Source organism: Candidatus Hydrogenedentota bacterium (assembly GCA_013359265.1).
Lineage (GTDB): Bacteria > Hydrogenedentota > Hydrogenedentia > Hydrogenedentales > SLHB01 > JABWCD01.
Genome location: JABWCD010000021.1, coordinates 1 through 22,986, shown reverse-complemented (window position 1 = coordinate 22,986; position 22,986 = coordinate 1). Strand labels below are relative to the sequence as shown.

15 protein-coding genes and 1 pseudogene are annotated in these 22,986 nt (G+C 59.9%); 7 read left to right on the top strand and 9 right to left on the bottom strand.

From position 1 onward, the window contains the following. Nucleotides 1–10: 10 nt before the first annotated feature. The 3 genes from HUU46_17525 to HUU46_17515 all read right to left on the bottom strand — a co-directional run bounded on the left by HUU46_17525 (nucleotide 11) and on the right by HUU46_17515 (nucleotide 2,363). Nucleotides 11–394 (bottom strand): response regulator transcription factor, encoded by a 384-nt coding sequence (locus HUU46_17525; GenBank protein ID NUM55451.1) that lies wholly within the window; start codon nucleotides 392–394, stop codon nucleotides 11–13. A gap of 85 nt (nucleotides 395–479) precedes the next feature. Then, nucleotides 480–1,118 (bottom strand): response regulator transcription factor, encoded by a 639-nt coding sequence (locus HUU46_17520; protein ID NUM55450.1) that lies wholly within the window; start codon nucleotides 1,116–1,118, stop codon nucleotides 480–482. A 21-nt stretch (nucleotides 1,119–1,139) separates the two neighbouring features. Further along, nucleotides 1,140–2,363: a sensor histidine kinase gene (locus HUU46_17515; GenBank protein NUM55449.1), complete on the bottom strand. Its 1,224-nt coding sequence runs from the start codon at nucleotides 2,361–2,363 to the stop codon at nucleotides 1,140–1,142. A gap of 379 nt (nucleotides 2,364–2,742) precedes the next feature. Between HUU46_17515 and HUU46_17510 the strand changes: the two genes are divergently transcribed. Further along, nucleotides 2,743–3,075: a hypothetical protein gene (locus tag HUU46_17510; protein NUM55448.1), complete on the top strand. Its 333-nt coding sequence runs from the start codon at nucleotides 2,743–2,745 to the stop codon at nucleotides 3,073–3,075. A 242-nt stretch (nucleotides 3,076–3,317) separates the two neighbouring features. On the opposite strand, the gene HUU46_17505 is transcribed toward HUU46_17510, so the two are convergent. The 6 genes from HUU46_17505 to HUU46_17480 form a co-directional block, all read right to left on the bottom strand. After that, nucleotides 3,318–4,595 carry a neutral/alkaline non-lysosomal ceramidase N-terminal domain-containing protein gene (locus HUU46_17505; protein ID NUM55447.1) on the bottom strand — a complete coding sequence of 426 codons (1,278 nt, stop codon included), beginning with the start codon at nucleotides 4,593–4,595 and terminating at the stop codon, nucleotides 3,318–3,320. A 47-nt stretch (nucleotides 4,596–4,642) separates the two neighbouring features. Next, on the bottom strand, nucleotides 4,643–9,148 hold the full coding sequence (locus HUU46_17500; protein ID NUM55446.1) for a PQQ-dependent sugar dehydrogenase: 4,506 nt from the start codon (nucleotides 9,146–9,148) through the stop codon (nucleotides 4,643–4,645). A gap of 388 nt (nucleotides 9,149–9,536) precedes the next feature. Next, a complete protein-coding gene (locus HUU46_17495; GenBank protein NUM55445.1) occupies nucleotides 9,537–10,463 on the bottom strand; it encodes a glycosyltransferase family 2 protein in 927 nt (308 codons plus the stop codon). Nucleotides 10,464–10,770: 307 nt separating this feature from the next. Then, complete coding sequence (locus HUU46_17490; protein ID NUM55444.1) at nucleotides 10,771–11,511, bottom strand: DUF3299 domain-containing protein; 741 nt, start codon at nucleotides 11,509–11,511, stop codon at nucleotides 10,771–10,773. Nucleotides 11,512–11,860: 349 nt separating this feature from the next. After that, complete coding sequence (locus HUU46_17485) at nucleotides 11,861–12,292, bottom strand: hypothetical protein (GenBank protein NUM55443.1); 432 nt, start codon at nucleotides 12,290–12,292, stop codon at nucleotides 11,861–11,863. A 226-nt stretch (nucleotides 12,293–12,518) separates the two neighbouring features. After that, on the bottom strand, nucleotides 12,519–13,781 hold the full coding sequence (locus tag HUU46_17480) for an AGE family epimerase/isomerase (GenBank protein ID NUM55442.1): 1,263 nt from the start codon (nucleotides 13,779–13,781) through the stop codon (nucleotides 12,519–12,521). 408 nt (nucleotides 13,782–14,189) lie between these two features. On the opposite strand from HUU46_17480, the gene lpxA reads away from it, so the two are divergent. The 6 genes and pseudogenes from lpxA (at nucleotide 14,190) to HUU46_17450 (ending at nucleotide 22,462) form a co-directional block, all read left to right on the top strand. Continuing rightward, the gene (lpxA, locus tag HUU46_17475) at nucleotides 14,190–14,978 is read left to right on the top strand and encodes an acyl-ACP--UDP-N-acetylglucosamine O-acyltransferase (GenBank protein NUM55441.1); all 789 of its coding nucleotides are present in this window, start codon (nucleotides 14,190–14,192) and stop codon (nucleotides 14,976–14,978) included. 308 nt (nucleotides 14,979–15,286) lie between these two features. Continuing rightward, a complete protein-coding gene (locus HUU46_17470) occupies nucleotides 15,287–16,246 on the top strand; it encodes a Gfo/Idh/MocA family oxidoreductase (GenBank protein NUM55440.1) in 960 nt (319 codons plus the stop codon). 298 nt (nucleotides 16,247–16,544) lie between these two features. Further along, nucleotides 16,545–17,663, top strand: coding sequence for a lipid-A-disaccharide synthase (lpxB, locus tag HUU46_17465; protein ID NUM55439.1), 1,119 nt, complete (start codon nucleotides 16,545–16,547; stop codon nucleotides 17,661–17,663). After that, nucleotides 17,656–20,352: a DNA polymerase I gene (gene polA / locus HUU46_17460; GenBank protein ID NUM55438.1), complete on the top strand. Its 2,697-nt coding sequence runs from the start codon at nucleotides 17,656–17,658 to the stop codon at nucleotides 20,350–20,352. Before lpxB ends, polA begins: the two co-directional genes overlap by 8 nt. A gap of 167 nt (nucleotides 20,353–20,519) precedes the next feature. After that, nucleotides 20,520–21,929, top strand: a complete 1,410-nt coding sequence (gene rho / locus HUU46_17455; GenBank protein ID NUM55437.1) for a transcription termination factor Rho — start codon at nucleotides 20,520–20,522, stop codon at nucleotides 21,927–21,929. An 11-nt stretch (nucleotides 21,930–21,940) separates the two neighbouring features. Then, nucleotides 21,941–22,462 (top strand): annotated as a pseudogene (locus HUU46_17450) (ORF6N domain-containing protein). Nucleotides 22,463–22,986 lie beyond the last annotated feature (524 nt).

Here is a 22,986-nt window from a genome sequence, read left to right as displayed (position 1 = left end):
TGTGCGGCGGTTAAGGTCGACCCGCAACGCGGCGCACTTCCGCGATGAGTTCGTCCGCCGCGCGGGACTTGCAGACGTACCCGCTCGCGCCAAGCGCGAGGGCGTGCGCCCCGTACTCCGAAGGCGAGTGAATACTCAATACAATGACGGGGAGGCCGGGCAATTCGCTCCTCAATTCCCGGAGCACTTCAAATCCATTCTTCCGGGGCATCGAAATGTCCAGCAGGACTACGTCGAAAGTTTCCGACTGCACCTTCTCCAAGACCCCGGAACCGTCGAACAGTTCGCCCGAAACCTCCATGTCGTCGCATTGCGCGATCAGCCGCGCAATGCTTTCCCGCACGGCGCGATGGTCATCCACGACCAGCAACCGGATAGGTGTCACTGCCACCATGCCGTTCCAATCCCTTTCGTGGTTGCTGCGCGCGCCGGCACCGAGCGGTAACCGCGGGCGCCCGTATGAATACCGCCAACCCGGATCAACTGACAAGCCCTTCTCTTATGCCGTACTTTACGAGATCGGCGTTCGTTTTCAAACTCATCTTGCTTAAAATGCGCGCCCGATATGTGCTGACGGTCTTCACGCTGATGCAAAGACTCGCCGCGATCGCGGACGGCATCATGCCCGCCGCGAGCATTCGCATGACCTCGAGTTCCCGGTCCGATAGCTGCTCGTGAAGCGGGCGATCGACGTCCGAATCCAGATTGAATGCGATCTGCTCGACGAGTCCTGAAGAAACGTATCGGCCTCCCGTGCAGATTTTTCGTACTGCCTGCACAAGCTCCGTGCAAAGACTGTCCTTGGTGAGGTATCCCGCCGCGCCCGCGTGCAAGAGGCGCCGCGCGTAGATTCCCTCCGGCTCGATCGTGAGTATCAGAATAGGCAGTCTCGGCCGCAGCGCGTGCACCTGCTTGACCAATTCCAGCCCGTGCAGGCCCGGCATGCGCAAGTCCATGACGACCGCGTCCCACTCCTGATGCTGGACCGACTCGACGACTTCCATGCCGGTGGCTGCCTCACCGCATACTTCCATGTCGGGCGTTTCGTTCAGGATAAGGGCGATTCCTTTCCGAACGATTTCGTGATCGTCGGCTACAAGTATTCGGAATTTCCGCATCTCCATGACTGCACCTCGTGTCTACGCTCGCGCGTCGATGGCCTCACCCGTCCCGCTACTGCACGGGACCGTTACCGACACGCATGTGCCGGCGCCGGATTGGGACTGTATCCGGAACGTACCGCCGAGCAATGCGACACGTTCGCGAATTCCCAATATCCCAAACGACTTCTGTCCCGCGCGTCCCTGCGTTGCCGGGAAGCCACAACCGTTGTCCTCGACTTCCAGCCGCGTATGCCCGTTGTTCGCGTTCAACCGGACATTCACCTGGCTTGCTCCGGAATGGCGAATCACGTTCGTCAGGCACTCTTGCACGATCCGAAACAACGCGGATGTGACGTCCCGATTGAACCGCGCGCTTCCCGGGCTGACATCAACGGCGCACGGTATTTGTGTTCGCGTTTCGAAGTCGGCCGCGAGCCACGCGATGGCCGCCGGCAACTCGAGATCGTCAAGTACCGTAGGACGCAATTCCGAGATGAGCCGACGCGTCGTAGTCGTCATCCGGTCCGTATGCTCCAGCATCGAACGGATCAGTTCCAGACTCGACGCTGCGCCGTCCTGCCCGTCCTGCAAGCACCGCTGCACATTGCAGAGGTCCATCCGCAGGCAAACCAGGTCTTGTCCCAATTGGTCGTGAAGCTCGCGGGCGACGCGCGCGCGCTCGTCCTCCCGAAGCGTTTCGACGTGCGCGGTGAGCCGCCGCAACTCGTCGTGCGATTCACGAAGTTCGGCCTGGGCCCGCCGTCGTTCGGAAATCTCGCTCTCCAACTTTCCCTGGCTGCGCCGAAACTCCGCCTCCGTCCAGATCGACTCGAGAAGCGCAAAGTAATACGTCGATAGCAGGAGCACTGTGCCCGCCAGAAAGAGGTTCGATTCTGACTTTATGCTCCACGCGACGATAAGCTCATGACCCGTCCGCCAAAACGAAAACTCGCGGAGTATGCTCAGCGTCTGCGCGAGCACCAAAACGCCGGTAGCCAGCACGACCGCAGCCTTCAGCGCGGTCTTGCCTTCGAGCATAAGGATAAGACGCCACGCCGCGACCGAGAGCAGCAGTAACGCTCCCATACTGATGAATTTCGGCGTCGCGTGGCTGACGAGGCCGCTCGTGTTCATGTAGCGCGCCATCAGTTCGAGGCTGAACGCGCCGGACATAATGACGAGGATCGCGATACGCCACTGCCAGATCGGCCGTTTGGCCGCTCGTCCCCGCGCGACTGCGGCTGATTTATGCTGGTTCATACACGCCGCCCCGAGCCTTGCACCAGGCCGCGCCGCCGCTGAAGACGACGCGAACAACTTCCTCGGACTCCATGCTTGGGCCGCCGATCAGTCGGCCCGCTGAAACCAGGTTTGCGGTAATTATACCCCTCAAAACAATCGTCGTGTGTAGGAAAATTCCTACGCGGCGCATATGTCGTTGACCGACCTGACTTTCGCTTGATGACCGATAGCGCGGCGCCCGGACCGGCGTTAGACTTTACATATGACCCCAGTTTCAGGCGCAGGGGCAGGTCGCGTTTCGCATACAGCGCCGGCAGGCGTGGCGGCAAACGATATGTATTCGTAGTGTCTAGGTGCACAGTGCGGTGGTTGCGAGTTACGCATGGGAGAACAGACGATGCAAACAAACACGGCCCCTGTATATCCCAACGAAATCGGACTGATTGATCGCGTGACCCAGGTCGAGGAGTACGTCAGGGCCGTGCGGCGCGGAAAAGTATGCTCGCCGGTGGTGCCGCTCTGGCACCTGCGCGTAATCCGGGATCAAAGCCGCTGCGCGGGCTCGCACCAGGTCGCGGATTTGTGCTCGCAGATCGAAGCGCGCATCGTCGCGTTTAACCTCAGTCGCGAAGACGCGCCCGAGGATGTGACGGCGGAACTGCTGGACGTTGCGGCGTTCCTGAATTCAGTCCCGGCACCCGGAACTGCGATTGGGATGAAGGCATGTTAACTTGCGATCCACCGTTGCCACGGCGGTTCTATAGCGGAAGCGCGCTGCGGACGGCGCTGGCTGACCTTATCGTTTTCCCTATCGCGGGAGGGAATGTACGGTGTTAACGTGTTTCGACTAAGCTAGCCCCTCTCCATTCCCTGACACGTGCACGCTTGCGGGTCCCCACAAAAGGTACCCCCAAACACCGCCGCAAGCGTGCACCCCTCTTTTTACGATCCTGATACGACGGGGCGACCGCGTTAAGCCAACGCCTTCAGCAACGCGGCGCAGCGCGCCGTGAATCTCCGCGCGCAGTCCGTTGTGAACGGCGGCCACCCCATGATTTTTGGCACGACTACCGCCGCGTATTCATTCGCTTCATACGCCTTCAGATCGGTGAGATAGCCCACGAAATCGTCGCAATACCCTACCGCAAGCACGTTCGGAAACGGCGCGGTGGCGCGTAACTGCAATCCATAGAAGCTGTACAACTCGGCGGGATGAAAGAGAAACGCGACGTTGCCCAACCGCATCGCGCTGACTGGGGCCTCGTACGACGTTTTGTTCGTGTCCCACTTCGCCGCGAGTTCGCTCCACGCCGTCGCAAACCCGGCGTCAACCCACACGCCGTCGACACACTTCTCCGGTTGCGCTTTGTACGTCTCGATGTCCGCGCGGAACCGTTCCATGTCGAAGGGCAGATCGACCGTGCCATTCACAATTCGTAGTTCGTCGACCTCGACGATGTCGCCATGTCCCATCGCGTGGTGCAGCGCGGGGCCAATCGCCTGCGCTGTCTGCATCGGATCGCCAATCCATTTCGTGCCATCCCCGGGGTTCACGTCGCCGATGTGCCCCTGCAAGAAGCCCGGCTCCGGTATCACGTGTTCCGCGACAATGCCCGGCCAGTCCGGCCCAGCCTGCGTGTCCTGGTAGCATACCGGATGCGCGCAGAAGTGGTACCACAACAGCGGCTTCTTGTTTTCGGCCCGCTGGAAGTAAAGCGCCTGCAGCAGCGTGTCGAGCCAGCGCTCGTCGTCCGTGCTTTGCGCGGTGAACGCATCGTCGTTCTTCCATGTCTTGGTCGTGCGGTTAAAATTGCCTCCTTCGACTCGCTGCGCGCCGATATAACAGTCCGCTTCCGACAAATCGTTCACCGCGGCCGCTGCGGCCTCGGCCGCGCGCGCGTACACGAGATCGCGAAACACGTCCGACACCGATCCCCACTGAAGGAACGGGCGCAACGCGGGCATGCTGTGTGTGTGCGTCGCGCATGCGCGCACGTGCGCCGCGGGAACGCCGGTGGCTTTCTCGACGCGCCGCTGCAGCTCGGCGGAGAAGTCGCGCGAGAGCGATGCGGCGTCGATGGAAAGGATAATCGCGGAGGTGTCGTTCACGCGCAGCGCGAGCGCGCGCACTTTTGGCGCCTGCCGGATCGCGCTGACCGTGCGCTCTTTGTCCGGCGGATAATGGAACCCGGCGAGCACGGTCCCGTTCGCGGGAGTAATATCGGCGATGCCTTCGCCAGCCAGCACCATGGTTGACACCTCGAGCGCCGCAACAGCGCCGGGGGCGGCGCAATCGATTACGGCGAATCCTTGCCCTTGAGAATTGTAAACGATCCGCTGTCACCGTAGATCAACGGGTTGTCCCTCGACAACACGCGCACCACGTACCCCCCGCCCGCGGGAAGCTTGCTTGGAATGTCCCAACCGTATACGCCGTCGTTGTTGGACGAACCCTTGATCTTCATAACGAACTGGCCGTTGCGCCACAGTTCGATCGCGATCTTGTTGCCGGTAGCACCCGACGATTCCCACTTTATCTTGGTCTTCTTCGTGCCGTTTCGCGCGAAACTCGACCCCGCGATCGGCCGCGTCACGGCGATCGTGCCGGGTGCCGCTGCATCCGTCACCACGACTTCAATCGTCTCCGACTGGAGGAACTCGCCATCGGTCACCGTGAACGTCACCGCGTACGGCGACCCGTCCGCAGCGTGGTAATCCGGCGTCCAGAAGAAAGTGTAACTACCCGTCCCGCTGTCTGCGAACTGCGCGCCCTGCGGCAGCCCAGTCGCGAATACGCTCGGATCGCCATCCGGGTCCGATGCGGCCACGCCAAAGACCAGCGATTCGCCTTCGGCAACGAATTTGTCCCCGATCGGTTCGAGGGTCACCGGCCGGTTCACGTTCGCGACTGCAATTGTGCACGACTCCGAGTCGGACTTGTCGCCGTCCGACGCGGTGAATTGCACCGTGTACGGCGATCCGTTTGACGCGAAGTAATCGACGGTCCACTCGAACGTGCCGGTGCCGTCGCCGTGGTCGGTGAATGTCGCGCCCGGAGGCAGGTCCGCCGCGCTCAACGCGGGAATAGTCACGTCCGGGTCCGATCCCGACACGGTGAAGTTGATTGTATCTCCTTCGTTCGCGTTCACGTTGGCCACCGGATTCATCACGGGTTTTCGGTTCATGTCAATGACGGTCGCCATGAACGTCGTCTGGCCCGTGACGTTCGCGTCTTCCGCGTCCGTCGCGACGATCGCAATATCCGGATACGTGCCCGCGTCAAAGAAGTCCGTCGACCAGACAAATGTACCCGTCCCGTTCCCGTGGTCCGTAAACGTTGCGCCCTGCGGCATATTCGTCGCGCCTAACGATGGCGTCGTCCCGTCCGGGTCCGTCGCGGAAGCGTTGACCTGAAGGATTTGCCCTTCGTTGACGGTTTGATTGCCGATCACGGCAACCTGCGGCGCCCGGTTCACGTCGTTCACGGTGATCGCGATGGATTCGGAATCGTGCAACGGCGGATCGCCGGTGTCGACGGCGCCGAATTCGACGTTCGGATACACGCCCGCCGCGTTGTAGTCCGGAGCCCACGCAAACGTTCCTGTTCCATTCCCGTTGTCCACAAACGACGCGCCCGGCGGCACATTCGACGCGCTCAGCGTCGGGGTGGTCCCGTCCGGGTCCATCGCGGAAACAGTGAACTGAAGGATTTGTCCTTCGTTCACCGATTGATCGCCAATCACAGCAAGCTGCGGCGCGCGGTTTATGTCGTTCACCGTAATGGCGATCGATTCGGAATCATTCAACGGTGGACTATTGTAATCGCGCGCGCTGAATGTAACGTTGGGGTATACGCCCGCCGCATTGTAGTCCGGCGTCCAGCTAAACGTGCCCGTACCGTTCCCGTTGTCTACAAACGAAGCGCCCGCCGGCAGGTTTGACGCTTCCATCGCGAGCGCCGTTCCGTCCGGATCCGTCGCGGAAACGACAAACTGCAGCGGCGCGTTCTCATCGACCGACTTGTTACCGATCGGGTCCAGCACCGGCGGACGGTTCACGTTGTTGACGGTGATGTCTATGAACCGGCTATCGCTCTTTGCGGGCGAGCCGTTGTCGGTCGCGGTGAACTTCACATCCTGATACGTCCCTGCCTGGAAGAAGTTCGGCGTCCACGTGAACGTGCCCGTGCCGTTGCCGTTGTCCACAAACGATGCGCCGGACGGCAGACTGGACGCGGACAGGGCAGGAGTCGCGCCATCGGGGTCCGACGCGCTTACGCTGAACTGCAACAGTTCGTTTTCGTCCACCGTTTTGTTGCCGATCGGGTCCAAGACCGGTGCGGGGTTGTAATCGTTCACCGTGATCGTGATCGCTTCGACGTCAAACCACTGCGAGTCCGCCGAGTCCGTCGCCTTAAAATTCACGTTTGGGTACGCGCCCGACTGCAGATAGGTCGGCGTCCACGTAAACGTGCCGGTGCCGTCGCCGTTGTCCACGAACGACGCGCCCGCCGGCAGGTTCGTCGCCGTCAATACCGGCACCGTCAAGTCCGGATCGGCCGCCGTCACTCCGAACTGAAGTTGCGAGCCTTCGTCGACCGTTTGATCGCCGACCGCGCCAAGCACCGGTCGTGCATTTGCGGTGAACGTGGCCGTGTACGTCGTGTCTGTCGCCGGAATAGAAATGTTGTGCGCGGCCGACCCGCCATCCGACCATGACGCAAACCTGTATTTCGTATCGCCAACGATCTGCGGCGTTGCCGCCGTGATGGTCGTCGAGCCGTTTACGATGGCCTGCTTGACAAACGGAGATGGGGCGAGCGTGGCAAAAATCCCCACGTTCAGACCCGTGGGCTGGGTCTCCATCGTCAGCGTCACGATCTCGGGCAGCAGATCGACGGTGACGGTATCCGACAGACCATTTGCGCCCGGCTCGGTCGCGGTTAACTTCACCGCGATGTAGCAGGGGTACTCATGGTCGATCGCGGCAAAGGACCCGCTGTCGACCCCACTCACCGTGTCCATGTGGTGCTCGTGGCAATCCGGCGGGTTTATGCTCACACAGTGGTTCAGGATGAATTCCCACGTAAGCGCGCTCGGGTCCATCGGGCCGGTATCGGGATCGACACCGCTGCCCGCAAAATCGACCTCGTCGCCGACGCGCCACACGTACGAGGGGTCCGGCAACGTGATCTGCGCCACGGGCGGCCCGTTGTCCACCGAAATAATGATGGTGTCGATATTGGAAAGCAGGTCTTCGTTGGTGACTTTCAGGTTGACCGGATAATTCCCGGAGGTCTGGAATGTGTACATTGGCTGGGGATCGGTCGAGTCGCTGAAATCGCCGTCGTTATCGAAATCCCATTCGTACGTCAGCACGCCGCCGGCCTCGTTCGTGGAATTGAGGCCGCTGAACTGCACAGTCAACGGCGAGGGTCCAGAAACGACGTCCGCTTCCGCTACGGCGACGGGCGGCTCACCGCCGACGTACTCGATTCGACGCAGCGACCCAATCGAAATGTCGATGTAGAAAAGGTCGCCGCCGGGTCCCACCTGCAAGTCGACCGGATTCAGTTCCGGCAACGAAAAGTCCTCGACGGTTGATGGGTCAGGCACACCCTGCGCGTCCGGGTACATCACGCGAATCTTGTGGTCGGTGTAATCGGCCAGAAACAGCGCGCCGACATACTGTGACGGATAGTTCCCGCCCTGGTAAATCGCGGCGCCGGTCGCCGACGCGCCGCCAATGTGCGGGTATGCGTAGAACGGCGCGGTCACTGTCCCCTCGTTCACGAGGTTGTTGCAGATCGGCAGGTCGGAATAATAGTACTGCGGCATGATCTCGGGGCCTTCGTAACACGGCCAACCGAAATTCCGAATCGGCGTCGCCAGCGGATCCGGGATGTAGTTGATCTCCTCCCACGTGTTCCAACCCACGTCGCAGACGAAAATCGAGCCATTTGCCGGGTCGATCGTGAATCGGAACGGATTTCGCAGCCCGTACGCGATGATTCGGTCGTCACCGGGGTCGCCCCCAATTAGCGGATTGTCGGGCATCGCCTCGCCGGTGTCGGGATCGATTCGGATCAACGTGCCGTTGTACCCGGCCGGATCGCCGGACGTCCTCAGGTCTTGACTGCGCAACGCGCCGCCTTCCAGCGGCGGATCGTTGCACGTGCACGGGCCGAGGGGACTGTTGTCGGCGTTATACGGCTCGTCCTGGCCCCAGTCCACGTTGTTGAAGCTCGCCCCGTCGCCCGCCGACGCGTACAGCGCGCCGTCCGGCCCGAACTGAAGGTCGCCCACGCCATGACTCGGGTAAATCTGGCACCAGCCCTCGACGAGAACGACTTCGTTTCCCACCATCTGGTTGGTCGCCGGGTCAATCTCGATCCGGGAAATCCTACCCCCGGGTGATCCGCGCATCGCGTAGAAGACGTACACGTAGGGTCGTGTCGGCCACTGGGGATCGACCGCCAAACCCAACAGACCGTGGTCATGATGCGACCAAAGCTGCGACTCGAAGTCCTTCACGACGGTCGCCGTCGTGTCATTCAGGCCGTCGAACGCATACAGCTTCCCATACTTTTCGATAATGAAGACTTTGCTGCCGTCGGGCGAGAAGCGGACTGCCGTGGGGAGGTAAAACCCGCTGTAGAGCACGGTCTTCTGAAAGCCTTCGGGGAAAGGGCCCTCGTGCGCGGGCGCAGGCGTGCCGCAAAACTGGGCGAAAACCCACGCCAAAGACGCGACTCCCCACGCTACCCGCGAGTACAGCAAGCGGTATTTAACAGGACTACTCATCTACCCCCACGAGACCGACCATGATGAAACGTCCGCACGTAGTTTCAAGTGCCATGCCACTCCCGCCTAAGCGAGCTAAGCCTTTAAGGCTAAATAACATACGTTGATATATTATTGACCGAAGCCTAGTATTCGCAAACGATACACGCAACCCATTGTCAGCCGTGACAACTATTTGAGCAGAATCTATTACGCGTTAAAGTAGTCTATATATGTTAAAAAATAGTCAGAATGGCATCTATTTGGGTTGATACGCCGACGCTGGAGAGACCTTCCCAAACCATTTACGGCCACCGCACTTGTGGAGAATTGAAATGCGCCGCAATCGGAATGCCACGCAACCTCACCTACATATACTCTACTTCGCGACCGCCGTTTCGTCAAGTATTTACCGGCCGCCGCGGGTCCGCGACGCACGGTACCCTCGCGCACAAAATGTTGCGTTTCGCGTAGCAGGGGCGCTGGTACCGCGAAGCCGGTTGATCATCGCGCTCAATGCGAAGACTGCGTAGTCGGACGCGAACGCCAACCACGCGACAGCCCCGCCGTAGTGCTTTCGGAAGGTGTAGTACTTGCTCCGGTAGAGGTGAAATAAGGAGGTGTCGCTCGCCTGCCGTTCGCCACTGCTGGCCCCGTGATGGTGAATGACCCGCGCCTCGGGGCAAAAGCACACGTCCAGCCCGCGGCGCCGCGCAGGGAGCATCACGTCCATTTCCTCTTCGTAGAGGAACAGGTGTTCGTCGAACCCGCCGATTGCATCGAGGTAGTCACGCCGTATCAGGAAGCACGCGCCGGACACCATGTCCACCTTCGCGCCGGGGGTGTGCTCGTCTTCCGCCAGCCAAGTCTGCATCGCGCGAAACCGGGGGAAGCGACGTTGCAGGCCCGCGGTGTTCCAGAACCCGCGGATCAGGTTCGGGAAACGCCGGCACGACAATTGGAACCGGCCGTCGGGATATTCGAGGCGCGGCCCTACGGCAACGCACGTCGGGTGATCATCGAGGAAGGCGACGAGCGCGCGCAAGGCGCCGGCTCCCAGCTCAGCATCGGAATTCAGGAACAGCAAGTACGCGCCGTTACCCGCGCGCACGCCGCGATTGTTCGCGGGGCCGAAGCCGATGTTCTCGTCGAGCGCAATCAACGTCGCGGATGGAAACTCACCGAGCACCATGTCGGGTGAGCCGTCCCCGCTTGCATTGTCCACCACGATCGCGCGAACGTCTGCCACCTCTTCGGCCGCCGTCATCACGCTGGCGAGACACGCGCGCAACAGATCGCGCGTATTGAAGCTCACGATGACAATGTCAACGCCCATGCGGCGGACGCCCACGTAGCGGAAAGACGATTTTGGATTTTGGATTTTCGATTTTCGATTGAAGGCAGGCGGAAAGGCTGCGCCTCAACCACGCTGGGGGCGAGGCAGTGCGCTGGAAAGCGCGTGCGTCCAGGCCGGTATTCAGCGTGACCGGCGAAACTCGATTGGGAGAACGCGCAGCACGGTGACAGGGCCGCGGGAACATGCCTTGAGTTTGCCGAGAGCTACTGTCCCGCGCGGCAATCCAAAATCCAAAATCCAAAATCCAAAATTCGTCCCGCCGCCGTCCTGCCGCCGTCACCGCACGTCAGCCCTTCGTCTGCGCCAACAACTCGCGCACATCGATGACCTTCTCGCACTTGATGCGGTACACGCTCATGACGTACCCGTCTTCGAATTCCTCGCCGACTTCGAGTTTTCCGAACGCGGCGATCGGCATGTCCGAATAGTATTTCGCGGGACCGCCATCCATCGTCACCATCACCCACTCGTTCATCGACGGCGGCACGCCGAAACAGCAGTACATCTGGTTCTGCGTCAGCGCGAACGACTTCACCCCGCCTTTGTTGTCCACTTCGACGGGAACCATGAAGCCGACCACGACAGCGGGCTGCGCATTCAAGTCCTTTATCTTCGCGGGGATTTGTTCCTTCAACGGCTTGTTCGGCGTAGGGCTGGCGAGGATCGCATCCGGGTCCGGAACTTCGTAGGGGTAACTGCCCAGCGCATTGAACGTCACCTTCAGGTACTTGCCATCTTTTGTCTTCTCGAACTTCAGCGGGTCCTTCGCTGCGTCCCCTTCCGCCTTCTCGAGCAAGTCGAGCGACGCCTGCGGCAGCGCGGTCCCCAGCGTTTTCCCCTGCGGCGCAACGCCGCCCTGCTGCGCGGCCGCGCCGTCCTTCGGCGCCTCCGCCGGCGCGTCGATCGGCGCACCCTTAATCTCCGCGCCGTCCTTCTGCGCGAAGGCGCCATTCACGGCGAATAAAACCGCCGCAAACGCAGCGACGGTCACGCTGCAGAATTCAAACCAGCCGATGTGCTTCTTCACAGCCGAACACCTCATTCTTACTAACGCCGCATCATGGTCAAGCTGGCGACGTTCTCTCCGCTCGCGCCGAGCCATAACCATTACCCGTCACTCCCCCAATGGTACCGTATCCCGCGCACGTGCGCACTCAGAACGTGCCGCGCTTTCAGCGCTCAACATTTAGGCGCGTTACCAGATGTCCCAGGCCTTACAGCCCAAGCTGGGAACCGTTACACGCCATTGGCGCCGATCCGAATTGGGCATGTCTGCCATTTTGTTCACCCGCGCGGCCTAGGCCTTGTTTGGTATCGCCGACGCTCAGTTCTCAATTCGATCGCTTTTTCGTCGGCACAGTTTCTCTCGAATATCCCTAATCCCAGTACACTTCGGATTTTAAATTCGCCACCTTCCCCGATGGGTCAACCTCCACACATCGAATGAAGAAGGCAATTCCTTCTTTGTCATATGGCGTGTTCGCGTAGACCAGCAATTCGCCTTTGCGACGCCACCATTCCGGATTGGGCATCGAGTAGCGCGGTTGACCTAGTTTGCTGATGACCGTCTCTTTGGCATCGCCCACCGCTATAGTTGTGAATATTCTCTCATCAAAATCTGCGGCGAAATCCGTTTCGAGAAAGGCCCAAATACATGCCAATGCTGATTCACCTTCGGCACGGCCCGCTGCGTACAACGCGTGAAAATCCGAGCGATATACTGCTGCCAACAGCGCAAACGAAATAAGCACGAAGATCGTGCTGCAAACTATCCACCTGTATTCGGCCACACTACTGCGGATACGCATGTACCAAAGACCTCACGATGCCTACACGATCTCGAGAAAAAACACCAGTGTGCACTCCGTACTCAACCCTAACTACTCAGATACGATACGCTCTTTTGAAATCCAACCTCGAACGCGGCGGTGTGAGCCCTTCAGGCCTTCGCATCGGGAGGTATTGTCCTCATCCCTGTGCTGGAGCGCTGAAGGCGCAGCAGGTCTCTCATCATGTGAGCGCCACCGCGTAACATTACGTCAATATCCTCAGCAACCGGGCTTCACTCTGAATCATCGATCTAACCGTATGGTAGTTAATTTTCCAGGCGTGGCCCATGTAGTCCCACAGAAGGTTGTTGTTCTCGTCGAACAACGGGAACCACTCGCCGACCTTGTGGTTGATCACCTTGTCCATCACGAAGCGGTGGACGTTTTCGTAGGCGTCGAGGTACTTCTCGTCTCTGAATACAAGGTAGGCGTCAAGCATGCCCACGAGGCATTCGGCCTGTTGCCAGAACTCTTTGTTCCGTTCGCGGGCGGGCCCGTCGAAGGGGCCTTCGCAGTAGACGCCGCCGTTCTTCCAATCGACACCGTACGCCGCGCCATGGTCGAATATCTTCTTGAGCGCAGGCTTGTATTTCTCGACATCGAGATCGAGGATGCGAATGCTGTGGAGCAGCAGCCACGCGAATTCGACGTTATGGCCGTAGCTCGTGTTGTTCATCGGCCTCGCTTCGTCGTCCACGTCGCGGTCGGAGCCCCAGACGTCGGCGAACAGAATCTGCCGCAGCGGCGTCCAGTCGATTGCGAACTGCGCGATACCGAGACTGTACTCGGGGTGCATGATGCGTTTGAAGATAAGGTCGATAATCTCGATTGTCTTCTCGCGGTAGATGCGCGCGCCGGTCGCCTCGTACAGGTTGGTGAATGCCTCCATCAGGTGCATGTGTACGTCGAACGATTTGCGGTCGCCGCCGTATTTGCCCGGCTTTTTCTTCGACCAGTCCTGTTCGAGGAATTCGTAGTACCCGCCGTGGCAGTTGTCCGCGGCAAGCGTCTGCAACACCTCGTAGGTCTTCACGGCCCACTCGACACCGCGCGGATCGCCGGAGGCCATGCCGTATTCGCTCAGCGCATAAATTGCGAACGAATGCCCATAGGTCAGCTTGCTTACGTTGAGCGGCGCGCCATCCTGCTGCGCCGTCCAGTACCAGCCGCCGTGTTTATCGTCCCAGAACTTATCGAGCACAAAATCGACGCCCTGCTTCGCAATCCTCAAGAACTCGCCCTGCCCGATGTGCGCGCGATGTACGGAGGAATACGTATATATGCACCGGGTCTGGCACAGGTGCGTCTTTACCGTTTCGCCGGTCGGATTGCCGTTGCGGTCCAGGTAGGTCAGGAACCCGCCGTATTCCTTGTCCACGCCGTGCGTCAGCCAAAATGGCAGCAACTCGTCGCGCAGGTGGTCCTGTACCTCCTGCAGAAACTTCTCGCATCGATCCAACACGCTCACGGAAACTGCCCCCCTCGCGGGGACTGTCACCCGCCCGGGGCGGGTGGCTGTCCCAAACAATTACACTCAAACTGCACCTGTCGTGGAAATCGATAGTGTAGAAATTGCGGAGCCGTTCGCGCAACGCCCGCGGAATGTAAAACGGTACGCCGTATCGGTTAGACTAGGGCCACTCCCCGGGGCTCAGGTCTTGATTTGGCGGGTAGAGTGTGGTATCCGTGTGGGCAGTGTCCCGCCATTCCATCCCGAATTCGCCGCCCGCGCGGGCAGCATGGGCCGATGGTTCCGGGTAAGCAAGGGGTCGCCAACCGCACGTCTCGCTTTGGCACAGGCGCCGCATGGAGCGCGCGCTACACGCGTAAGGAATTCCGAACGCCGCGCGGAGATTTCAATTCCCGCGGTTCGCACATGAGTATTCACCCAACAGCAATCATCGACCCGAACGCCGATCTTGCGCCGGGGGTCCAGGTGCAGGCCTATAGCATCATCGGCCCGCACGTGAAGATCGGCGCGGGCACGATCGTCGGACCGCACTGCGTCATCGAAGGGCGCACGGTTATCGGCGAGCGCAACCAGTTTTTCTCCGGTGCGCAAATCGGGGTCATTTCGCAGGACCTCAAACACACCAAGGGGTTGGTGGGCCGCCTGATCATGGGCGACGACAACGTTGTGCGCGAGCACGCGTCCATCAGCGCGAGCACGCATTCAACCGAGGCCGACGAGCACCGCGTCACGACCATTGGCAGCGGCTGCCTCATCATGACCTGCGCCCACGTCGGCCATGACTCGCGCGTGGGCAGCCACGTCATCCTCGCAAACTATGTCGCCCTGGCGGGGCATGTCACCGTCGAAGACCGAGCGATAGTCGGGGGTCTCGTCGCGGTACATCAGTTCTGCCGGATCGGCGAACTCGCCATGGTCGGCGGCACCACGCGCGTGTGGAACGACGCCGCGCCGTTCATGATTACCGACGGCAACCCCGCCAAGTGCGGCGGACCGAACAAGGTCGGCCTGCAACGCAACGGCTACGACGAGGCCGCGCGCAAACGCATCAAGAACATGTACAAGATCATGTGGCGCTCGCACATGAACACGTCGCAAGCGCTCGAACGCATCGAAAACGAAGTCGAAGACTCGCCGGAACGAAAGAAATTTGTCGAGTTTGTGCGGGCCAGCACAAGAGGCATTACTCGATAGCAAGACCTGGGTTGCGTTCTGCGCAGGCTTCATCACGGTTAGAAGGGGATCTGCAATGAACGGTCCTTTCGGCTTAAGCCCCGCTCTGCTTATGTTCATTTCCGTTACGTGGGGGTTCGTGGTAACGGTGTTTTGGATGGCGTGCGCGTGGCGGGCAATGCGGGCGCATGAGAGAATCGTCGAAAAGCTCGAGCAACTGACAGCCCTTCCAAAATGACAAGGATGATGGTGACCCAAACACCGGAATTGACACGTCCGCTTCCAAAGCTGCACTTCCAAATATTGATTGACTGAATAGAGTCTCCCGAATGAACAAAACCCGTGTAGGCGTCATAGGCGTCGGCCACCTCGGCTTTCACCACGCACGCGTGTATTCCACGCTCGAAGGGATACAGCTTGCAGGTGTCGTCGACAGCGACGTTAGTCGCGCAGTCAAAGCATCGACCGAATTCGGAGCGCCGATGTTCACTGCGGTCGAGGAACTGTTGGCCGAGGGCGTGGACGCCGTGTCTGTTGTCGTGCCCACCAGCGCACACCGCGACGTGGCGCTACAATGTCTCGAAGCGGGCGCGGACGTGCTGGTCGAGAAACCGATCGCGGCGACCATCCAAGAAGCCGAATCCATTGTCGAGGCCGCGCGCCGGCACGGACGCCTCGTGCAGGTCGGCCACATCGAACGGTTCAACGGCGCGGTCGTTGCGCTAATGGAAGCGGTGAGGGATCCGCGCTTCATCGAGTGCCACCGGTTGAGTCCGTATCCAAACCGGGGCGACGATGTGAGCGTGGTGCTCGACCTCATGATCCACGATCTCGAAATCGTGCAGGCGCTCGCCGGCTGCGGCGTCGCGCAGGTGGACGCGATCGGCGTGCCCGTGTTCTCGAAGTTCGAGGACATCGCGAACGCACGAATCCGTTTCGATTCCGGGTGCGTCGCGAACATCACCGCGAGCCGCGTGTCGATGGAGAAGATGCGGAAGATCCGAATCTTCGCGAGCGATGCGTACGTATCGACGGACTACAGCGCGCAGGAAGTGATTGTCTACCGCAAGAAACCGGGCGAGCTTACGCCGGACATCACGCCGATGGAAATGATCGATATCGAGCCCTTGGATGTGCATAAGGAAGAGCCGCTGAAGCGTGAACTGGAATCTTTTGTCGCGTGCGTGCGCGACCGCACTCGCCCGTTGGTTTCGGGCGATGACGCGCTGTCCGCGTTGCGCCTGGCGCAGCGGGTGACGGATGCGATTCGGGGCGGAAACTCTTCGTGAACATGAATTCATACAATCTGGGCGGGACGAACATCCCCCTAAATCCCCCTTCAAAGGGGGACTCAATACCGGCCAAGTTTGTGGACGTGCAGTTCTTTAAGTCCCCCGTGGACGTGCAGTTCTTTAAGTCCCCCGTGAACGTGCAGTTCTTTAAGTCCCCCGTGAACGTGCAATTCTTAAAGTCCCCCGTGAACGTGCAATTCTTAAAGTCCTCCGTGGACGTGCAGTTCTTTAAGTCCCCCGTGAACGTGCAATTCTTAAAGTCCCCCTTTGAAGGGGGATTTAGGGGGATGTGAGCGTGCCTCGCATCTTCCTATCCGCGGGCGAATCGTCCGGCGACATGCACGGTGCGAACCTGATCCGCGCGCTGCGCGAACTCGATCCAAACATCGAGTGCATAGGTTATGGCGGGCCGCGCATGGCCGCCGCGGGCATGACGCTGCACCAGGACCTCGCAAGCCAGGCAATCATGGGGTTCGCGGAAGTCGTGAAGCATTTGAGTTACTTTCGCGAACTGTATCGGCGCACCGTAACGGAATTCGAGTACCAATCTCCGGATTGTCTTGTGGTAATCGACTATCCCGGTTTCAACATGCAGATTATGAAACGCGCCAACCTGCTCGGAATTCCCGTGGTCTGGTATATCAGCCCGCAGGTCTGGGCGTGGAAGAAAGGCCGCATCTTTGTCATTGCGCGCAACGCGAGAAAGGTGCTCGTAATTCTGCCGTTTGAAGAACCCATCTACAAACGATTCGGAGTGGACTGCACCTACGTCGGCCACCCGCTCCTCGACCAAATCGAATCTACCGAGATTAGGGGTATGTTCGCGGGGAGTATGGTCATCGTATTGATGCCCGGCAGCCGCGCCCAGGAGATCGCACGGCACATGCAGACGATGATCGATGTCGCGCGCGGCATCCGCGAGAAGTATCCGGACGCCCGGTTCGTCACGCCCTGCGTAGACGAGGAGCGCGAAGCGCAGGTGAAGGAACTCGCGGGCGGTTTCGCTCTCGAAACCACGACCGGCAATACGTACGAATTGCTCAATGCCGCACGCTTCTGTCTCGTTGCTTCCGGTACTGCAACCGTCGAGACGACGCTGTTCAACGTGCCCATGATCGTCATGTACAAGACATCGCCGCTCACGTATCTCCTTGCACGATTGCTCGTAAGGGTCCCGCACATCGGCATGGTCAATCTCCTCGCCGGCAAACGCATCGTTCCCGAGTTTATTCAGAGCGAGGCGACCGTGAATCGTATTCTCCCCGAAGCGCTCGAACTCATTGCCGACGGTCCGCGCCGCGATCAAATGCTCGCGGACCTGCATGCGGTGCGCGACAAAATCGGCGGCCCCGGCGCCAGCAAACGCGCGGCGGAGCAGGTGCTCGCCGTTATGAGGGCCGAAGCCCATGGCTGATCGCATCTTCCTGATCGATGGCAGCGCCTTCGCGTACCGCGCGTTTTTTGCCATCCGCGGTCTCACCAATTCGAAAGGCCAGCCAACCAACGCGGTCTTCGGGTTCGCGCGCGTGCTGCTGAAACTATTGCGCGAACACGATCCGTCGCACATCGCCGTCATCTTCGACGCACCCGGAAAGACCTTTCGAGACGACATGTACGCGGAGTACAAGGCGACGCGCGAAGCGACGCCGGACGATTTGGCGTCGCAGTTTCCGCTCATGCACGAGCTCGTCGAAGCGTTTAACGTGAAATTGATCGTGCAACCCGGCGTCGAGGCGGACGACGTAATGGGCACGCTCGCGCGGCAGGCGGCGATGCGCGGGATGGAGGCCGTGCTGGTGACGGGTGACAAGGACATGCTCCAACTCGTCTCCGATCGTGTGCGCGTGTTCGATCCCGGCAAGGGCGACGACGGCAAGTGGCTCACCGAAGCGGACGTGCGCGAACGATTCGGCGTCGGGCCTGAGAACGTGATCGATGCGCTCGGCCTCATGGGGGACACCGCGGACAACGTCCCCGGAGTGAAAGGCATCGGCCCGAAGACCGCAAAGGCATTGCTCGAAAAATACACGACCTTGGAAAATCTGTACGCACACATCGACGATACGAAAGGCAAACAGCGCGAGCGGCTCGAACAGGACAAGGACCTCGCGTTTCTCAGCCGCGAACTTGTCACTATTCGCACCGATCTCGAATTGCCCGTGACCGTGGACGATTGCAGGCGCCGAGAATTCGATCGCAAGAAGATGGCGGACACCTTCGCCAAGCTCGAGTTTCAATCGCTGCTCGAAGAGTTCACGCCGGACGCGTCGGAAGTGGAAGAGAACGACTACCGGCTCATCCTCACGGAGGATGAGTTGAAGAAGGCCATCGCCGAAATGCGCGCGAGCGGCGCGATGGCCGTTGACACCGAAACCACCTCGACCGACCCCATGCGGGCCGAACTCGTCGGCGTGTCGATGAGCTGTAATGCGAACACGGGCTACTACATTCCCGTCGGTCATGCGCCGGAGGCCATGTCGGTGTTGGGGGTAAACCTGCCCGAGAAGCGGCTGGATAAGCAGAGGGTGATCGACCTGCTTCGGCCCTTGCTGGAAGACCCCAAGGTGGGCAAGGTAGGGCACAACATCAAGTATGACCTGCTGGTGCTGGAGCGGTCGGGGGTCCGGCTGGAGGGGATAACCCTCGATACGATGGTGGCTTCGTATTTGACAGATGCGAGCCGGTTGAGGCATAATCTCGACGAAGTTAGTCTGCACTACCTCAGCCGCAAGCTGATCCCCATTTCCGATCTGATTGGTAAGGGGTCTAAAGCGGTAACCTTCGACAGCGTTCCCGTCGACAGCGCCTGCACCTACGCGAGCGAAGACGCTGACATAACGTGGCGGCTGGCAGCAGTCTTCCAGCCGCTCCTCCGGGAACGGGGCCTACAAGCCCTCTATGACGAAGTGGAACTTCCGCTGATTCGCGTGCTGGCCCGCATGGAGCAGGCCGGAATCGCAATCGATACCGCGGTGTTCGAGGGGTTGCGCGGAGAAGTCGAAAAGCGGCTCCGCGAACTGGAAACAGACATATATGAGACGGCCGGGGAACCGTTTCAGATCAACTCGCCCAAGCAGCTTCAGGAGATTCTGTTTGGCAAGCTGGGGCTGAAGCCCGTCCGAAAAACAAAGACCGGGTATTCGACGGACGTCGAGGTGCTCGAAGAACTGGCCCACGCGCACCCGCTTCCCGAAAAGATCCTGGAATACCGCGTCCTGGAAAAGCTTCGCGGCACGTACATCGAGGCGCTTCCAAGACTGGTCAACCCGGAAACGGGGCGGATACATACATCGTTCAATCAGGCGGTCGCCGCGACGGGGAGATTATCGAGCAGCGACCCAAACCTGCAAAACATTCCGGTGCGCACGGAAATCGGCAGGCGCATCCGGGAAGGGTTCGTGCCGGGCAAGGCTGGCCACAAGCTGATTTCCGCCGATTACTCGCAAATTGAATTACGCATTCTCGCCCACCTCTCGGACGACGAGCACCTGCGCGAAGCTTTCGAGCATGACGCCGACATCCACGAAGAGACCGCCGCGCGCGTGTTCGACGTGATGCCCGGAACGGTCACGCCCGAAATGAGGCGCCAGGCCAAAGCGGTGAACTTCGGGGTCGTGTACGGCATCAGCGCGTTCGGGCTGTCGCGCAATCTCGGCATCTCGACGCAGGAGGCCGCGCGCTTCATCGAGCAGTACTTTCAAAAGTATCCGGGCGTAAGACGGTGGATCGACGCGACCCTCGCGCAGGCCGCGAAGGACGGCTACGTCACCACGCTGCTGAACCGGCGGCGCTACGTGGCCGACCTGAATACGCCGAACCAAACCGTGAGGAAAGCGGCCGAGCGCGTCGCGATCAATACGCCGGTGCAAGGCAGCGCGGCGGACATCATCAAGGTCGCGATGATTCGCCTCGATAAGGCATTGGAGAAAACGGACGCGCGCCTGCTCTTGCAGGTCCACGACGAATTGGTGGTCGAAACGCCGGAAAAAGACGCCGGGCGCATTGCAGAACTGATGCAACAAACCATGGAGGAAGCATTCACGCTTACGGTCCCGCTCAAAGTCGACGTGGCCATAGGCAACCACTGGGCGGAAATTCACTGAGGGCTAGGCCACCCTTCGAGGATACGCCGAAAACAAACGAGTCCTTTAGGTCCCTTTGGCCCTTTAGGTCCTTTTCATAACACCGAGCGGAAGAAACGAAACCAAAAACCAACGGAAGAAACACAGTGAGAGAATATCAAAACGACAAAGGGCGCAACCGGGGCAAAATGGGCGGCGGCAAACGCATGGGCGGGGGCGGCCGCGACCGGCGCCCCATGCACGGTGACCGCGATCGCCACCGCGGCCCGCGCCACAATCCCAACATCGTCGATGTAGCGAACGACGAAATCGAAAACGGCGATCTCCCTGCCCCCGGAGGTCCCGAAATCGCCATCGGCGACATGAAGAAGATGCCGATGGAAGAACTGATGGACATGGCCCGCAAGCTCGAGATCGAGAACTATGGCGGTCTCAAGAAGCAGGACCTGATCTTCAAGATTCTGCAGACGAACATCGTCAACGCGGGATCGGTTTACGGCGAAGGCACGCTCGAAATCCTGCCGGACGGTTTCGGCTTCCTGCGCTCGGGCCAATACTCGTACCTACCCGGGCCCGACGACATCTACGTGTCGCCGTCGCAGATTCGCAAGTTCGGCCTGCGCACCGGCGACACGATCCAGGGGCACGTCCGCCCGCCGAAAGAAGGCGAGCGCTACTTCGCGCTGCTCAAGGTCGAAGCCGTCAACTACGAAAGCCCCGAGCACGCGCGCGAACGCATCCTCTTCGACAACTTGACGCCGCTGCACCCGAACGAGCGCCTCAAGCTCGAAACCGAACAAAAAGAAGTGGCCATGCGGATCATGGATCTCATCTCGCCGATCGGTAAGGGTCAGCGCGGCCTCATTGTCGCCGCTCCGTTCACGGGCAAGACCGTGCTGCTGCAAAAGATCGCGAACAGCATCACCAACAATCATCCCGAAGCGCACGTCATCGTGTTGCTCATCGACGAGCGCCCCGAAGAAGTCACGGACATGGCCCGCTCGGTCAAGGGCGAGGTCATTGCGTCCACCTTCGACGAAGCGCCCGAGCGCCACGTGCAGGTGGCGGACATGGTCCTCGAAAAAGCGCGGCGCCTCGTCGAGCACAAGAAGGACGTGGTCATTCTGCTCGACTCGATCACGCGGCTGGCGCGCGCGTACAACGTCATCGTCCCCGCGAGCGGCAAGGTGCTCTCCGGCGGTGTCGACGCGAACGCGTTGCAACGCCCGAAGCGTTTCTTCGGCGCGGCGCGCAACATCGAAGAAGGCGGGAGCCTCACGATCCTTGCGACGGCCCTCATCGAAACGGGCAGTCGGATGGACGATGTCATTTTCGAAGAGTTCAAGGGCACGGGCAACATGGAAATCCACCTGGACCGCCGCCTCATGGAGAAGCGTGTGTTCCCGGCGATCGACGTGCTCAAGTCGCGCACGCGTAAGGAAGAGCTGCTGGTGCCGGACGAAGAGTTGCAGCGCATCTGGCTGCTGCTGAAGGTGCTGAGCCCCTTGAGCGTCACCGAGGCAACGGAATTGCTGGTCGAAAAGTTGAAGAAGACAAAGACGAATTCCGAGTTCCTGGCGATGATGCAGAAGATGTAGCGGAGTGTCGAATGGCCGGGAAGGGCACTGCAGTATCAAGTGGGATTCCAATCGAGGAATTGATCCAGGAAGTTCGCGGCAACAAGGTTATACTTGATTCTGACCCTGCGAGACTGTATGGCGTCACGAGTCGCCTCAAGGAACAGGTCAAGCGCAATGCCGAACGGTTCCCGGCAGACTTTGCGCTTGTCCTTACATATCAATAGGTTACGAATTTGAGATCGCAAATTGCGATCTCAAACCGAGGCGGAAGGCGCTACTTTCCGACGGCGTTTACCGAGCATGGCGCCATAATGGCTGCGAATGTTCTCAACTCGGCGAAGGCGGTCGAGATGAGCGTTTACGTGGTTCGGGCGTTTGTTCCGATGCGCCGTACGTTGCAGACCAGTGCGGAATTGTCGAAACGGCTTGAAGCGGTCGAGCGTCGGCTGGATGGACACGACGAATCGATACGCGCACTTGTCGCCACCGTTCGACAACTCATCACTCCGCCGGAAAAACCACGGCGCGCCGTTGGTTTCAAGCCACGATAGTGGTCCACCGGTAATCCGGTGACAACCGCGCGATAGTTGGCGTGGTGTCCGTACATGCGGATCTTTCTCTTGACGCACCTCCACGTTGAGCATAGGATTGATCCACTCGGTCTGTCCATCGCTTTGAGGAGGCTGGCCCATGTCTTCCTGCAGCAGCGCCGCCAAGTACGTCGCGCTTGATGTGTTTGATAAGACTATGCGCGATAAGCAGGGAAAAATTGTCGACTCCGCCGAAAGTCGCGGAATTGTGTACGCGCGTGCGACGAGTCCGCGAGCGCGGGAAATTCGAGATCGTGACACCTTTTTTGGAGGGGTTGCGTTTCGAGCCTCGGACACAGGGGTGTCGATTCACCCGTATGCGTTCCGGGTTGTGTGCAGCAACGGGCTGGTGATGGGAAAATCCCGAATGACCGCGGAATTTGATTTTGAGTAATTCTTTAGCCGAGTGAAGCATTTATGGAAACTGCCGATAAACATAATGCTTGGATTCAGTCGAGGGACGGAGGTTTTGGTGACCCAGCAGA

Coding starts and splice junctions, on each gene's coding strand:
- HUU46_17525 (NUM55451.1), bottom strand. CDS start 394: ATGGTGGCAGTGACACCTATCCGGTTGCTGGTCGTGGATGACCATCGC.
- HUU46_17520 (NUM55450.1), bottom strand. CDS start 1,118: ATGCGGAAATTCCGAATACTTGTAGCCGACGATCACGAAATCGTTCGG.
- HUU46_17515 (NUM55449.1), bottom strand. CDS start 2,363: ATGAACCAGCATAAATCAGCCGCAGTCGCGCGGGGACGAGCGGCCAAA.
- HUU46_17510 (NUM55448.1), top strand. CDS start 2,743: ATGCAAACAAACACGGCCCCTGTATATCCCAACGAAATCGGACTGATT.
- HUU46_17505 (NUM55447.1), bottom strand. CDS start 4,595: ATGGTGCTGGCTGGCGAAGGCATCGCCGATATTACTCCCGCGAACGGG.
- HUU46_17500 (NUM55446.1), bottom strand. CDS start 9,148: ATGAGTAGTCCTGTTAAATACCGCTTGCTGTACTCGCGGGTAGCGTGG.
- HUU46_17495 (NUM55445.1), bottom strand. CDS start 10,463: ATGGGCGTTGACATTGTCATCGTGAGCTTCAATACGCGCGATCTGTTG.
- HUU46_17485 (NUM55443.1), bottom strand. CDS start 12,292: ATGCGTATCCGCAGTAGTGTGGCCGAATACAGGTGGATAGTTTGCAGC.
- lpxA (NUM55441.1), top strand. CDS start 14,190: ATGAGTATTCACCCAACAGCAATCATCGACCCGAACGCCGATCTTGCG.
- HUU46_17470 (NUM55440.1), top strand. CDS start 15,287: ATGAACAAAACCCGTGTAGGCGTCATAGGCGTCGGCCACCTCGGCTTT.
- polA (NUM55438.1), top strand. CDS start 17,656: ATGGCTGATCGCATCTTCCTGATCGATGGCAGCGCCTTCGCGTACCGC.
- rho (NUM55437.1), top strand. CDS start 20,520: ATGGGCGGCGGCAAACGCATGGGCGGGGGCGGCCGCGACCGGCGCCCC.